The organism is Salinispora pacifica CNR114 (genome assembly GCF_000514775.1).
GTDB classification, from domain to species: Bacteria; Actinomycetota; Actinomycetes; order Mycobacteriales; family Micromonosporaceae; genus Micromonospora; species Micromonospora pacifica.
In genome coordinates, this window is the sequence record NZ_AZWO01000005.1 from 86,688 (window position 1) to 101,079 (window position 14,392).

Sequence of the window (14,392 nt, forward strand, 5' to 3'; positions counted from 1 at the left end):
GGGTAGCGCAGCACCGCCCGCGGTCGGCGCGGACAGATCAGCAAAACAGCCACGAAGGGGGCACCGATGGCCGCCATCTCCCGCGAGGAGGTCGCGCACCTGGCGCGACTGTCGCGGCTCGCCGTGACCGAGGAGGAGCTGGCTACCCTCGCCGGCCAACTCGACGTGATCCTCCAGGCAGTCGCCCAGGTCGGCGAGGTCACCGCGGCGGACATCCCGCCGACGTCGCACTCCGTGCCGCTGACCAACGTGCTGCGCGACGACGTGGTGGCGTCGTGCCTGACGCCCCAGGAGGCGCTGTCGGGCGCGCCCGACGCCGCCGAGCAGCGGTTCCGCGTACCGCGGATTCTGGACGAGGATGTGGCCTCATGACCGACCTGACCAGCTTCTCCGCCGCCGAACTCGCCGGCCTGGTGGCGCGCGGCGAGTCCTCGGCGGTCGAGGTCACCCAGGCGCACCTGGACCGGATCTCGGCCGTCGACGACCGGGTGCACGCCTTCCTGCACGTCGACACGGAGGGTGCCCTCGCCGCCGCCCGCGACGTGGATTCGCGTCGCGCCGCGGGTGAGCCGCTCGGCCCGCTGGCCGGGGTGCCGGTGGCGGTCAAGGATGTGCTCACCACGAAGGGCGTACCGACCACCGCCGGGTCGAAGATCCTGGCCGACTGGCGCCCGCCCTACGACTCCACGATCGTGCGGCGGCTGCGGGCGGCCGACACGGTGATGTTGGGCAAGACCAACATGGACGAGTTCGCGATGGGCTCGTCCACCGAGTACTCGGCCTTCGGGCCGACCCACAACCCGTGGGACCTGAGCCGGATCCCGGGCGGCTCCGGCGGCGGCAGCTCGGCCGCCCTGGCCGCGTACGAGACGCCTCTGTCGATCGGTTCGGACACCGGCGGCTCGATCCGACAGCCCGGGGCCGTCACCGGCACCGTCGGCGTCAAGCCCACCTACGGGGGGACCTCCCGGTACGGCCTGATCGCCTTCTCGTCCTCGCTGGACACCCCCGGCCCCTGCGCCCGTACGGTGCTGGACGCCGCGCTGCTGCACGAGGCGATCGGTGGCCACGACCCGCTCGACTCGACCTCGATTCCGGCACCGGTGCCGGACGTGGTGGCCGCTGCCCGGCTCGGTGCCAGCGGCGACCTGACCGGGGTTCGGCTGGGCGTGGTCCGGGAGTTCGCCGGGGAGGGCGCCGAGCCGGGCGTGCTGGCGGCCTTCCGGGCGGCGGTGGAGACGCTCACCAAGTTGGGCGCCGAGGTCGTCGAGGTCTCCTGCCCGCACTTCCGGTACGCGCTGCCGGCGTACTACCTGATCGCCCCGAGCGAGTGCTCGTCGAACCTGGCCCGCTTCGACGGGGTCCGGTTCGGCCTGCGGGTCGGTGACGACGGAGTCCGGTCGCTGGAGGAGGTCATGTCGGCGACCCGGGAGGCCGGTTTCGGCCCGGAGGTCAAGCGGCGGGTCATGCTCGGCACGTACGCCCTCTCGTCGGGCTACTACGACGCGTACTACGGTCAGGCGCAGAAGGTGCGCACCCTGATCAGCCGGGATTTCGCCACCGCCTTCGACCAGGTCGACGCCCTGATCTCGCCGACGACGCCGTTCGTCGCGTTCCCGGTCGGGGCGCGCACCGCCGACCCGTACCAGATGTACCTGGCCGACCTGTTCACCATTCCGAGCAACCTGTACGGCGGGCCGGGCATCTCGGTGCCCTGTGGTCTCGCCGACGGGCTCCCGGTTGGCCTGCAGGTCATGGCACCGACGATGGCCGACGACCGGATGTACCGGGTCGCGGCCGCGCTGGAGAGCGCTGTCGGCCCGTTCACCCCACCGGCACTGTGAGGCAGGAGCACCGATGACGACGACACTGCCCGCGTACGACGAGGTCGTCGCGCGCTACGAACCGGTGATCGGCCTGGAGACCCACGTCGAGTTGGGCACGAACACCAAGATGTTCTGTGGCTGCCCGACCGACTTCGGCGGGGCGCCGAACACCCGGGTCTGCCCGGTTTGCCTGGGGCTGCCGGGCTCGCTTCCGGTGGCCAACCGGGCGGCCGTGGAGGCGACCATCCGGATCGGGCTCGCGCTGAACTGCTCGATCGCGCAGTGGTGCCGGTTTGCCCGGAAGAACTACTACTACCCGGACATGCCGAAGAACTACCAGATCAGCCAGTACGACGAGCCGCTCTGCGTGGACGGCTACCTGGACGTCGAGGTGAACGGCGAACCGGTGCGGATCAGCATCGAACGGGTGCACATGGAGGAGGACACCGGCAAGACCCTGCACGTGGGCGGGGCCACCGGCCGCATCCACGGCGCGACCGAATCGCTGGTCGACTACAACCGGGCCGGTATCCCGCTGGTCGAGATCGTCACCAAGCCGATCCCCGGCGCCGGTGCGATGGCGCCGGAGGTGGCCCGGGCGTACGTCACCGAGCTGCGCGACGTGCTCCGCTCGCTCGGCGTCTCCGACGTCCGGATGGAGGAGGGGTCGCTGCGCTGCGACGTCAACACCTCCCTCAACCTCCCGGGTGAGCAGTGGGGCACCCGTACCGAGACGAAGAACGTCAACTCGCTGCGGTCGGTGGAGCGCGCGGTGCGCTCCGAGATCATCCGGCAGGCGTCGGTGCTCGGGGCGGGTGGCCGAATCATCCAGGAGACCCGGCACTTCCACGAGGACACCGGGGACACCACTTCCGGCCGGTCCAAGGAGACCGCGACCGACTACCGGTACTTCCCGGAGCCGGACCTGGTGCCGGTCGCGCCGGACCCGACCTGGGTGGCCGAGTTGAAGGCCGCGCTGCCGGAGCTGCCGCGGCTGCACCGGCGCCGCCTGCAGCAGGAGTGGGGCCTGTCCGACCTGGACATGCAGTCGATCCTGAACGCGGGCGCGGTCGAGCTGATCGAGGCGACCATCGCGGCGGGCACCACCCCGACCGCCGCCCGCAAGTGGTGGCTGGGCGAGCTGTCCCGCCGGGCCAACGAGACCGGGGCGGAGCTGGCTGACATCGGCGCCACCCCGAAGCAGGTCGCCGAGTTGCAGGGCCTGGTCGACGCCGGCAAACTCACCGACAAGCTGGCCCGTACGGTGCTGGAGCACGTGGTCGCGGGAGAGGGTTCGCCGGCCAAGATCATGGTTGACCGCAAGCTGGAGGTGGTCTCCGACACCGGCGCGCTGACCGCGGCGGTGGACGAGGCGATCGCCGCCAACCCCGCCATCGCCGACAAGGTCCGCGGCGGCAAGGTGGCCGCGGCCGGTGCCCTGGTCGGTGCGGTTATGAAGACGACCCGTGGCCAGGCTGACGCCAAGACCGTGCGTGAGTTGATCCTGGAACGCCTCGGCGTCCAGGGCTGACGTGCGCCGAAGGGCCCGCCGGCTGGTTGCCGGCGGGCCCTTCCCGCCCACCCCTCGGAGGGCGCCAACGGCGGCGCCCGGATGGAGTCCCCCCGTGAACCAGCACGACCTTGCTGTCCTCGACGAGATCCAACGCCGGGTGCTGTGGCTCGCCACCCGCATCGTGGACGCGGCCAACCACGACCGGGACACCGGCGACGGCGTCAAGGTCGGCGGGCACCAGGCGTCCAGCGCGTCGCTGGTCACCGCGATGACGGCGCTGTGGTTCGCGCACCTCGACGCCGAGGACCGGGTCGCGGTGAAGCCGCACGCCTCCCCGGTGTTCCACGCCATCCAGTACCTGCTCGGCAACCTGGACCGGTCGTACCTGACCCGGCTGCGCGCCCGCGGTGGCCTCCAGTCGTACCCGTCCCGGACGAAGGACCCGGACGAGGTCGACTTCTCCACCGGCTCGGTGGGCCTGGGCGCGGCGGCGCCGCTCTTCGCGGCGGTCACCCGCCGCTACGTGGACGCGCACTTCGGTGCCCGTCCCCGGTCCCGGTTCGTCGCCCTCATCGGCGACGCCGAGCTGGACGAGGGCAACATCTGGGAGGCGGTCGCCGACCCGGCCACCGCCGGGCTGGGCACCGTGATGTGGCTGGTCGACTTCAACCGTCAGTCGCTGGATCGGGTCGTACCGGGCATTCGGATCGACCAGTGGCGGGGCCAGTTCGAGGCCGCGGGCTGGCACGTCGTGGAGGTCAAGTACGGCCGCCGGCTCGCTGCCGCGTACGCCCGTCCGGGTGGGGCGGCGCTGCGGGACTGGATCGACCGGATGCCGAACGAGCAGTACCAGTCGCTCTTCGGCCTGGCCGGGCCGCTGCTGCGCAAGCAGTTCCTCGACGGCGCGCCGGCGGGAGTCGCGGAGTTCATCGCCGACATCCCCGACGACGAACTGGGCCCGCTCGTCACCGACCTCGGCGGGCACGACCTGGCGGCGATGCTGGACGCCTACGCCCAGTGCGACGCGGTCACCGACCGGCCCAGCGTGGTCTTCGCGTACACGGTGAAGGGCTGGGGGCTGCCGATCGCCGGCAACCCCCGGAACCACTCGGCGCTGCTCACCACGGCGCAGGTAGACGAGTTGCGGGCCGCGCACGGCCACACCCGGGACACCGAGTGGGACCGGCTCGACCCGGCGTCGGCGGCCGGTGTCCGGGCCGGGGAACGCCGGGAGGCGCTGTCCCGGGCACCACGCACGCGGGCACTGGGCGTCAGCGTCCCGGAGACGACCCGGGTACGCGCGAACAAGCCGGTCTCCACCCAGGAGGTCTTCGGCCGGGTCCTGGTCGACCTGTCCCGTGACCCGCAGGTCGGGCGCTACCTCGTGACCACCGCCCCGGACGTGGCCACCTCGACGAACCTGGCCGGGTTCATCAACCGGTCCGGGGTGTTCGCGCCCACCTCGCAGCGCGCGTGGTCCGAGGACCGGATGCTGCGGTGGACGGAGAGCCCGGCCGGCCAGCACATCGAGCTGGGTATCTCGGAGATGAACCTGTTCCTGCTGCTCGGCCAGCTCGGCCTGGCCTGGGACCACTCCGGGCAGCCGCTGCTGCCGGTCGGCACCGTCTACGACCCGTTCGTGCTGCGGGGCCTGGACGCCTTCCTCCACGGCACCTACTCCGGCGCCCGGTTCGTGGTCGCGGGCACCCCCTCGGGAGTCACCCTCGCGCCGGAGGGGGGTGCACACCAGTCGACGCTCACCGCCAGCGTCGGCGTGGAGCTGCCCGGGGTCACCTTCGTCGAGCCCGCCTACGCCACCACCCTGGACTGGCTGCTCTGTGACGCGTTGGGGCAGATCGCCGGCGGTACGGCGCCGGCTGCGACCGCCGCGCCGGGGGAGGACGGCGGATACTACTTCCGACTCAGTACCCGCCCGGTTGACCAGGCTCCGTTCGCGGCGGCCCGGAGCCGGCTCGGCGACGCGGTGCTGCGCCGGCAGGTGCTCGCCGGCGCCTACCGGCTGGTCGACGCCCATCAGGCGTACCCGCAGCTCGCCGACGCCCCGGTCGTGCAGCTCGCCGCCTCCGGTGCGGTCCTGCCCGAGGTGCTCGCCGCGGCGGCCGAGCTGGCCGAGGAGGGGATCGCCGCGCACGTCGTGGACGTCACCAGCCTGGACCGCCTCTACCGGGCCTGGCAGCGCACCCTGCGCCAGGGGGTCCGCACCGCGACCGTGCCGAGCGTTCCGGGCGCGCTGCGGTCGGCCTTCGTCGACCGGGTGCCGGTGGTCACCGTGCACGACGCCGCGTCGCACGCGATGGCGTGGCTCGGCTCGGCGGTCGGCGCTCCGGCGGTGCCCCTCGGCGTGGACGAGTTCGGTCAGTCCGGCAGCGTCGCCGAGCTGTATGAGCTCCACGACCTGCTGCCGGGCAGCATCGTGAACGCCGCCCTCGCCGCCCTCTCCCTGCGCTGACCGGTAGCTGACCGTCGGCTGGTCCGGCGGTCAGCGGGTCGGGGTGGGGGTGACCGGAGCGGGGGCCCCGGCCTTCGGGTCCTCCACGATGTGCCGTTCGAGGTTCACCTGGGCCTGGCCGGTGCCGCCGACGGTGATGTCGTCATACGCCTGGAGCAGCTTCTCCTCGTCGAAGTAGAGGACGGTCATCGACAGCGGGGTGGGCTCCTCGCCCTCCAACCCGCGCAGGCCGGCGCCACCGGTCGAACCCTGCACCATCAGCAGGGTGGGGGTCTGGTCCGGCTGCTGGGGCAGCCGGTACACCTCGCGGTTGTGGGTGTGTCCGGCGAGTACCAGCGGGGTGGCGCCGGAGAGGGGCCCCGCCGAGGCGGGGTCGTGCACCAGCGCCAGGTCCACCGGTCGGGGTGCGCTACGGGCGGTGGCCGCCAACTGTTCACCGACGCCGATGAGCTGGTCGGCTGTCTCCCCGGTCAGACCGCTGGCCGCCGGTGAGGTGCTCTTGTCCGGCGTGAAGCGCGGGTCCCCGATGCCGGCGAAGGTCAGCCCGGCGACGACGGCGGTCGTGTTGTCCAACACGATGGCGTTGCGCTGCTGGGCCACGGCCGCGGTCGTACCCCCCGAGTCGTGGTTGCCGCGGATGTAGACGTAGGGCGTGCGGAGGAGCCCGATCGAGTCGACGTAGTTCGCCTCCGGCTCGCTGCCCCAGTCGGTGATGTCGCCGGTGTCGGCCACGACGTCGATCCCGAACTGCTCCACCACCGTCTGGATGACCTGCCAGGCGGCTGGGTTCAGGTGCAGGTCGGAGATGTGCAGCACCCGGGTGGTGCCGGGCTGCGGCTCGAAGACCGGCAGCTCCGAGACGGTGGAGTAGAGCTGGCTGACGTTGCCGACCAGCCGCTGGAGTTGCTCGGCGTAGCGGGTGTAGTCGTTGGCGATCCGCTGGACGTCGCCGACGAGCGCCGGCGCGTTGACCAGCAGCCCCTCGTAGCGGGGCTCTTCGATCGCCTGCGGTCGTAGGGTGGCCGCCGCGGTGCCCAGGCTGCCCGCGGTGATCGCGAGCGCGAGCACCCCCGCCCAGGCCGTACGGCGGGTGTCGCGGAACACCAGCAGGGCCAGCAGCAGGGTGACCAGCACCGTGGCGGCGACCGTACGGACACCGAGGCGCAGGATGCCTTCGCGGATGTCGTCGACGGCGGTCTGGCTCGCCCGGTCGAGGCTCTCCGGGTCGTGCAGCAACGCCTCGGTGCGGTCCTGATCGAGGGCGCCGACCTGCACGGTCAACTCGGTCGGCCCGTCGTGGCTGTCGAGCAGCAGGGCGCCGAGCGGCGGGATGTCGATGGTGGTGCCGCCGTGCAGCGCCGGGGTCACCGTCAGGTTCGCCTGGAACGGCCCAACCTCGGTGCTGACCCGGCCGCCGGCCAGCGTGCCGATCAACACCCCGGCCAGGGTTATGGCGAGTACGGCCAGGGTCATCCCGACGGCGCGTAGCGTCCGCCAGCGGGTCGAACGGCCGCCGGCTCGCCGGGGCCGTCGCCGGAGCCGCCGGCTCCAGCCCGTCTCCGGCGGCTGGCCGCCTCGGCTGTCCTGCTGCTCGTTCTCCTGACCGTCCATGCTGAAATTCTGACTCGCCCAGTCGATAGGCTCGGGAAAATCTGGGCCGGGTGTCGCCCATTGTCGAATTTATCCGGTTTTGCTGCCGGTCTTTCTGGCCTCGCTGTCGACACCAATCGGCTTCGCGGCTGGGTTTGCCCGGTCTCGCGGCTGGGTTTGCCTGGTCTCGCGGTTGGTTCTGCCCGATCTCGCGGTCAGCTTCGTCCGGCTTCGCCGTCCGCGAACACCAGGCGCAGCAGCCGGTCGTCCTCCGCCACCGGAGCCCCGCGCCCGTCGTGGTTCGAGGTGCTCACCCAGAGCGAGCCGTCCGGTGCCGCGGCGACTGCCCGCAACCGGCCGTACTGGTTGGTGAGCAGGTCGCGCGGTTGGCCGAGCGTTCCGATGTCGGTCAACTCGACCAGCCAGAGCCGCTGTCCGCGCAGGCAGGCCGTAGCGAGGAGTTGCTCGGTCCGGGCGAGTCCGGAGCAGGAGGCGTCCGCCGGCGGCCACCAGACGATCGGGTTGACGTACCGACTGTCGTCGGAGCGGCCTTCGACCTCCGGCCATCCGTAGTTGCCGCCCGGCTCGATCTCGTTGATCTCGTCCCAGGTGTTCTGGCCGAACTCGACGGCGTACATCCGACCGTCGGCGGCCCAGGTGAAGCCCTGCACGTTCCGGTGCCCCAGGGACCAGACGGGCGAGTCGGGGAAGGGGTTGTCCGGTGCCGGCTCGCCGGCGGTGGTGATTCGCAAGATCTTTCCGCCGAGCCGGTCGCCGTCCTGCGCCTGTTCCCGATCGCCGGCGTCGCCGGTGCTGACATAGAGCTGCCCGTCCGGGCCGAAGGCGAGGCCACCGCCGTTGTGGGTGCGCGCCTTCGGGATACCGGTCAGGATCGGGCGCGGCGGCTCGCCGAGGGTGAGCCGGGCGACGCGGTTGTCCCGTTCGGCGGTGTAGTACACGAAGACCGTCTGGTCCCGCTGATAGTCCGGGGAGACGGCGATCCCCATCAGCCCGCCCTCGCCACCCGCCGTCACCTCGGCGAGGGTCTGGACCACGGTCACCCGCAGCCCGTCGGGGTCGGACTCCGGCCCGACCTGGAGAATCCGGCCGGAGTCCCGCTCGGTCACCAGCGCGCCCCCGTCCGGGAGGAACGCGATGCCCCACGGGACCCGTAGGCCCTTCGCCAGCACGGTGGCCACCACCTCCGGCCCGGTGCTGCCCGGGTCGGAGGTGGTCGGGGTGGGGAAGGTGGGGGGTTCGCCGGCCGGGTCGGGCCCGGGCTCGCCGAAGCTGCAACCGGCGACGATCAGCAGCGTCGCGCACGACGCCGCGAGGGTAGCCCGAAAGCGGTGGATGCGCGGGTGCGCGGGACGGGCGCTCACCGGGACCAGGGTAGCGGCCGGTGGGCCGGTGTGGGCCCCGGAAAAGGGCGGGCCGGTTCGAGGCTCTATCGTCGGCGGGTGTGAAGGTGTGGATCCCCCATGAGCACGGCATGTCCCTCCTCGGCGACCTGCCGGCGGGTGTCACGGTGGAGGTGGCGGAGCCGGACCGGCTCCCGTCCCCGGTGACCGACGTCCGGTTCTGGGTCCCGCCGTTCCTGGCCGAGGCGGAGACCACCGACCTGTTGCGGGAGCTGCCGGATCTGGAAGTGGTGCAGCTGTTGACCGCCGGTGCGGACGCGTGGGTCGGCCGGATGCCGGCGGGTGTGACGCTCTGTGATGCCCGGGGAGTGCACGACCAGGCCACCTCGGAGTGGGTCGTCGCCGCGATCCTGGCGCACCTCCGCTCCATTCCCACGCTGGTCCGGGCACAGGACCGTCGGGAGTGGGCATACCGCGAGGTGGCGCCCACCGACGAACTGGCCGGCAAGCGGGTGTTGATCGTCGGCGCCGGCTCGATCGGCACGGCGCTCGGGGCACGCCTCGCCCCGTTCGAGGTGCGCCTCACCCGGGTGGCCCGGACGGCGCGGCCCGGCGTCCACGCCGTCGCGGAACTGCCCCGGCTGTTGCCGGAGGCGGATGTGGTGGTGCTGCTGGTGCCGTTGACCGAGCAGACCCGCGGGCTGGTTGACGAGGCCTTCCTCGCGGCGATGCGCGATGGCGCCCTGCTGGTCAATGCGGCGCGGGGGCCGGTGGCGCGGACCGAGGCGCTCGTCGCCGAGCTGGGCACCGGCCGGATCTCGGCCGTACTGGATGTCACCGACCCCGAGCCGCTGCCCGCCGACAACCCGTTGTGGGAGATGCCGAACGTGCTACTCACCCCGCATGTCGCGGGCTCGGTACAGGGCCTGCTCCCGCGGGCGTACCAGCTGGTGGGCGATCAGATTCGCCGCTGCGCCGCGGGCGAGCAGCCGACCAACGTGGTGGTGGCGGGCTACTGAATCGACTGGTCGGCCGGGCCGGGCGCGGGCCGCTCGGTGACCGCGACGAGCCGGGGCAGGTCGTCCCGGCGGACGGCGGGCAGCGTGACCGTCTGACCGTCGGTGAGCCGAGCGACCGCCCGGCCAGCTGGATCCGCGCCCAACTCGACGATCTGCTCCCAGCGGACTCGGCGCTGGCCGGCGAGAGCCCGCAGGCACAGCCCCTGTGCGGTGACGTCGGTGCCGGCCCGCCAGGCCCACCCGCCGAGGAGGAGCGGTACGAGGAGCACCGGCAACAGGTACCACCGGGCGGCGGCCAGGGGCAGGGCGCCGAAGAAGGCGACCACCGCGGCTACCAGCAGGGCCTGGTTGTGCCGGAATCGGAGGGTGTCGGAGCTGCTCACCCTGTGATGATCCCACCTGTCCCCAGCGGTGTCGGGACGGGGCGGTCCCCTGCGCCGCGGGTGGCGGCACAGTCGATCATCGCCAGGAGTGCGGGGCTCCGACCCGCCGCCTCTGCGGCGGGTCGGAGCCCCGCGTGGGTGCCGGTTCAGGCTGGGCAGTCGGGAACGTCGCCGACGCAGTTGTTGGGCCGGTTCTTGATAACGATGGTGCCGGTGGCGGTGTTCAGGTCAACCGTCCCACCGTTGTTGACGATGCCGCCGCCGTCGACCGTGGCGATGTTCTTCACCACCTGCGTGTTGAACAGCGTCACCGTGCCCCCGGAGTTGTAGATGCCGCCGCCCTCCTCGGCCTGGTTACCGATGACCTTCGTGTTGCGCATCACCAGCACGCTGAAGTTGTACACGCCGCCGCCGAGGCTCGAGAGGGAGGTGTTGCCCTGGATGAGGCCATCCTCGACCACAGCGGTGGAGTCGGGGCCGACGAACAGGCCGCCGGCAAACCCGGAGGAGGCGGTGTTGTTGGTGATCTTCACCCGCTTCAGGGTGAGCTGTCCGTCGACCTGGATCCCAGCGAAATTACTCGAGCGGTTGCCGGTGATCGTGCTGTCGACGACGGTGCCGATACCGTCGTTGAGGATCAGTAGGCCGCCGGCTCCCCCGGAGTTGTTGTCGGCGATCAGGCTGTGCCGGATCGTCACGACGGCGGAGGAGCCGATGCTGACCACACCGCCCACGGCGCCTGCGGTGTTCGCCTTGACCACTGCTTTCTCCAGAGTCAACCGTCCCCCGGAGTTGAGGAATCCGCCGCCGGTGGCGACGGCGGTATTGCGACTCACGGTGGTGTGTCGCACGGTGGTGACGCCGGCGCTGTAAATGCCCCCGCCGCTTCCGTTGGCGATGTTGCGGGTGATGGTGCTGTGTTTGGTGGTGAGTGCGCCGCCGGTGTTGACGAGGATTCCGCCGCCGTCGCTGTCGGTTTGTCCGCCGGTGATGGTGAGGTGGTGGAGGGTGAGGTCGCCGCCGGTGTCGACGGTGAGGATTCTGAATTGTTCGACGGCGGCGGCGCGTTCGATGACGGTGTGTTTGCCGCCGTTGAGGGTGATGGGGGTGGTGATGTCGGGGAGGCCGGCGTCGTCGATGGTGGCGGTGAGTAGGTAGGTGCACTTGCTGGCGAGGTTGAGGGTGGCGCCGCCGCGGGCGTTGGCGAGGGTGATCGCGGCGATCAGCTTGTCCGCGTCACAGGGGATCGGGATGCCCTTCGTGTCCTTACCCCTGCCGTCGTGGGCGCTCCCGCCCCCCTTGGCTCGCTCGTCGTGGTGGTCGCCTCCGGCGGAGGGGGCGCCCCGGTGTTTCCCGGGCCGGTCGTCGCTACTGCTGATGGCGCGTCCGACCGCATCCCCGATCGGGGTGACGGTGATGCCGGCGGCGGTGAGGGCCAGGCCGGTCACCCCGGCCAGCCCGGCGGCCCACCAGCGCCGCCGTGACCTCGCCCGGTGCCCGCCGGGGCGGTCCGGTTCGGGTGTCTGGATGTGTTCCTGCTGGTTCATCGCGGTGTCGGTGTCCTTCCCCCGTGAACGACGAGGAGCCGTCCGCCCGGTGGTGCCTGACCGGGTGGTTCCTCGGCTACCGAGCGGGCGGTAGCGGCCAACCCGGACGCTAAACCGACAAACAGATCAAATGAACATGAACCCGAAAAACATGCCCAAAACAGACAAAGCTCTGCTGTGGTCGCCCGCTCCGGTTGATCCTGCTCGCTCGTCCCGGGGTGGTCGACGCGGCGCACGCCCGGCGTCGGCCGCAAGGGGGCTCAGGGGAGTTGACGTCGAACAGGGGTGCCGGCGGGTGACGCTGGGTTCGCGGCTGCGTGCGGCGCGAAGCTATTCCAGAAAGGCGGTACCGAACGGCATCACATAAAGTGTTCGGGTAACTGCTAAGTGCTGGAATTTAAGACTTATTAAGGTATTCCTGGGACGGGTCTATGGCTAGATCTATGTGAATGTCGGAGATTGGTCGGTAGAGTCAACCATCGGTGCGGCGGAGGTGGGTTCCGGTTTCTCCGCCGCGGTATTGCCGACCGGCAGACGAGGAGGACGACGTGACGATTCAGAAGGTCGTGAGACTGGTCGCTGTTGTTGTAATCGCCGTGACGGGGCTCACGAATCCAACCGATTCGGGGACTGAGCAGCAAGAAAAGAAACCCGCCGCCACCGGTGAATCGCGGATCTCGCTCGCCGAATCGTGTCCATGTCCGATGTGAGTTGTGTCCGCGCCGACAACCAGCCCGGCCCGGTCCGCTCGGTAGGCGGAGGGCCGGCTGGCGTTCCCGGGTCTTCTCGGGGCGGCGGTCCCCGAGGTCGCGCCCCGAAATCCGGCTACTCGGGGACGCGGCGGTAGGCGCCGTCGCTGGCGGAGGTCGCCATGGCGGCGTACGCGCGCAGCGCCGCCGAGACGGGGCGCTGCCGCTCCGCCGGCGTGTACGGCCGGTCTCGCTTCTCCTGCGCGATCCGGCGGGCATCCAACACCTCGGCCGGTACGGCCAACTCGATGGCCCGGTTCGGAATGTCGATGACGATCTCGTCGCCCGATTCGACCAGGGCGATCAGCCCGCCGGCGGCGGCCTCCGGGGAGACGTGCCCGACCGACAACCCGGAGGTCCCGCCGGAGAACCGGCCGTCGGTGAGCAGCGCGCAGGCCCGCCCCAACCCCCGGCCCTTGAGGAACGAGGTGGGGTAGAGCATCTCCTGCATTCCGGGCCCACCCCGGGGGCCCTCGTAGCGGATCACCACCACGTCCCCCGCGGTGACCTCCTTGGCCAGAATGGCGGTGACCGCATCGTCCTGGGACTCGTAGACCCGGGCTGGGCCGCGGAAGGTTAGGCACTCCTCGGGCACGCCGGCGGTCTTCACCACGCAGCCCTCTGGTGCCAGGTTGCCGTGCAGGATGGCCAGCCCCCCGTCCGCGGTGTACGCGTGCGCCCGGTCCCGGACGCACCCGCCGGCCGCATCGGTGTCCAACGTGGACCAGCGGTTGGTGGTGGAGAACGGCTCGGTGGTGCGTACCCCGCCCGGCGCGGCGTGGAACAGCTCGATCGCCTTCGGTGTCGCGGTGCCGCCGCGAATGTCCCAGTCGGCGAGCCAGCGCTCCAGCGAAGAGGAGTGCACCGCGTGGACCTCCCGGTTGAGCAGGCCGGCCCGGTCCAGCTCACCGAGGATGGCCGGGATTCCGCCCGCCCGGTGGACGTCCTCCATGTGGTAATTGGGGGAGTTCGGTGCGACCTTGGCCAGGCAGGGCACCCGCCGGGAGATGGCGTCGATGTCCATCACCCCGAAGTCCAGCTCGGCCTCGCGGGCGGCGGCGAGTAGGTGCAGGATGGTGTTCGTCGAGCCACCCATCGCGACGTCGAGGGCGACCGCGTTGTCGAAGGCGGCGCGGCTGGCGACCGCGCGGGGCAGCACCGTGGCGTCGTCCCCGTCGTACCAGCGCTTGGCGATCTCGACGACGGTGCGGCCGGCCTCGACGAAGAGCGACCGGCGGGCGGCGTGGGTCGCCAGGGTCGACCCGTTGCCGGGCAGGGCCAGGCCGATCGCCTCGGTGAGGCAGTTCATCGAGTTGGCGGTGAACATGCCGGAGCACGAGCCGCAGGTGGGGCAGGCCGAGCGTTCGATCTGGTCGAGTTGGTCGTCGGTGACCGCCTCGTTGGAGGCGGCGATCATCGCGTCAATCAGGTCGATCTTGGAGTGCACGACTCCCTCGATCGCGACGGTCTTCCCGGCCTCCATCGGACCGCCGGAGACGAAGACGGTCGGGATGTTCAGCCGCAGTGCGGCCAGCAGCATCCCAGGGGTGATCTTGTCGCAGTTGGAGATGCAGACCAGGGCGTCGGCGCAGTGCGCGTTGACCATGTACTCCACCGCGTCGGCGATCAGTTCCCGGCTGGGCAGCGAGTAGAGCATGCCGCCGTGGCCCATCGCGATGCCGTCGTCCACGGCGATGGTGTTGAACTCCCGGCCCACCCCGCCGGACTCGGCTACCGCCTCGGCCACCAAGCCGCCGAGTTCCTTGAGGTGGACATGCCCCGGAACGAACTGGGTGAAACTGTTGGCGATGGCGACGATCGGCTTGCCGAAGTCGTCGTCGGTCATCCCGGTGGCCCGCCACAGGGCTCGGGCGCCGGCCATCGTCCGACCGTGGGTGGAGGTCCTCGACCGCAGCTCAGGCATGCGTACCAGT

11 protein-coding genes are annotated in these 14,392 nt (G+C 71.2%); 6 read left to right on the forward strand and 5 right to left on the reverse strand.

Annotated elements, in window-relative coordinates; genetic code table 11:
• Positions 1–66 precede the first annotated feature (66 nt).
• The 4 genes from gatC (at position 67) to B118_RS0103925 (ending at position 5,809) form a co-directional block, all read left to right on the forward strand.
• Positions 67–372 (forward strand): Asp-tRNA(Asn)/Glu-tRNA(Gln) amidotransferase subunit GatC, encoded by a 306-nt coding sequence (gene gatC / locus B118_RS0103910; protein WP_018220804.1) that lies wholly within the window; start codon positions 67–69, stop codon positions 370–372.
• Positions 369–1,844 carry an Asp-tRNA(Asn)/Glu-tRNA(Gln) amidotransferase subunit GatA gene (gene gatA / locus B118_RS0103915; protein ID WP_018220803.1) on the forward strand — a complete coding sequence of 492 codons (1,476 nt, stop codon included), beginning with the start codon at positions 369–371 and terminating at the stop codon, positions 1,842–1,844. The genes gatC and gatA overlap by 4 nt, the downstream gene beginning before the upstream one ends.
• 13 nt (positions 1,845–1,857) lie before the next feature.
• Complete coding sequence (gene gatB / locus B118_RS0103920; RefSeq protein WP_018220802.1) at positions 1,858–3,357, forward strand: Asp-tRNA(Asn)/Glu-tRNA(Gln) amidotransferase subunit GatB; 1,500 nt, start codon at positions 1,858–1,860, stop codon at positions 3,355–3,357.
• A 94-nt stretch (positions 3,358–3,451) separates the two neighbouring features.
• Positions 3,452–5,809 (forward strand): transketolase-like TK C-terminal-containing protein, encoded by a 2,358-nt coding sequence (locus B118_RS0103925; protein ID WP_018220801.1) that lies wholly within the window; start codon positions 3,452–3,454, stop codon positions 5,807–5,809.
• Positions 5,810–5,839: 30 nt separating this feature from the next.
• On the opposite strand, the gene B118_RS0103930 is transcribed toward B118_RS0103925, so the two are convergent.
• On the reverse strand, positions 5,840–7,420 hold the full coding sequence (locus B118_RS0103930) for a metallophosphoesterase (protein ID WP_027645332.1): 1,581 nt from the start codon (positions 7,418–7,420) through the stop codon (positions 5,840–5,842).
• Between the two features lie 194 nt (positions 7,421–7,614).
• Positions 7,615–8,781, reverse strand: coding sequence for a PQQ-dependent sugar dehydrogenase (locus tag B118_RS0103935; protein WP_028192398.1), 1,167 nt, complete (start codon positions 8,779–8,781; stop codon positions 7,615–7,617).
• A gap of 80 nt (positions 8,782–8,861) precedes the next feature.
• Here B118_RS0103935 and B118_RS0103940 point away from each other — a divergent pair, with 80 nt between their 5' ends.
• The gene (locus B118_RS0103940) at positions 8,862–9,779 is read left to right on the forward strand and encodes a 2-hydroxyacid dehydrogenase (protein WP_026185357.1); all 918 of its coding nucleotides are present in this window, start codon (positions 8,862–8,864) and stop codon (positions 9,777–9,779) included.
• Here B118_RS0103940 and B118_RS0103945 read toward each other — a convergent pair.
• Both B118_RS0103945 and B118_RS32320 read right to left on the reverse strand, forming a co-directional pair.
• A complete protein-coding gene (locus B118_RS0103945; protein WP_018220797.1) occupies positions 9,773–10,162 on the reverse strand; it encodes a PH domain-containing protein in 390 nt (129 codons plus the stop codon). The two genes, B118_RS0103940 and B118_RS0103945, sit on opposite strands and share 7 nt — an antisense overlap.
• Before the next feature lie 146 nt (positions 10,163–10,308).
• Positions 10,309–11,709 carry a right-handed parallel beta-helix repeat-containing protein gene (locus B118_RS32320; RefSeq protein WP_028187982.1) on the reverse strand — a complete coding sequence of 467 codons (1,401 nt, stop codon included), beginning with the start codon at positions 11,707–11,709 and terminating at the stop codon, positions 10,309–10,311.
• A 548-nt stretch (positions 11,710–12,257) separates the two neighbouring features.
• Here B118_RS32320 and B118_RS31530 point away from each other — a divergent pair.
• Positions 12,258–12,419, forward strand: a complete 162-nt coding sequence (locus B118_RS31530) for a hypothetical protein (RefSeq protein ID WP_155254598.1) — start codon at positions 12,258–12,260, stop codon at positions 12,417–12,419.
• Between the two features lie 115 nt (positions 12,420–12,534).
• On the opposite strand, the gene ilvD is transcribed toward B118_RS31530, so the two are convergent.
• Positions 12,535–14,382 (reverse strand): dihydroxy-acid dehydratase, encoded by a 1,848-nt coding sequence (gene ilvD / locus B118_RS0103955; RefSeq protein WP_028192399.1) that lies wholly within the window; start codon positions 14,380–14,382, stop codon positions 12,535–12,537.
• Positions 14,383–14,392 lie beyond the last annotated feature (10 nt).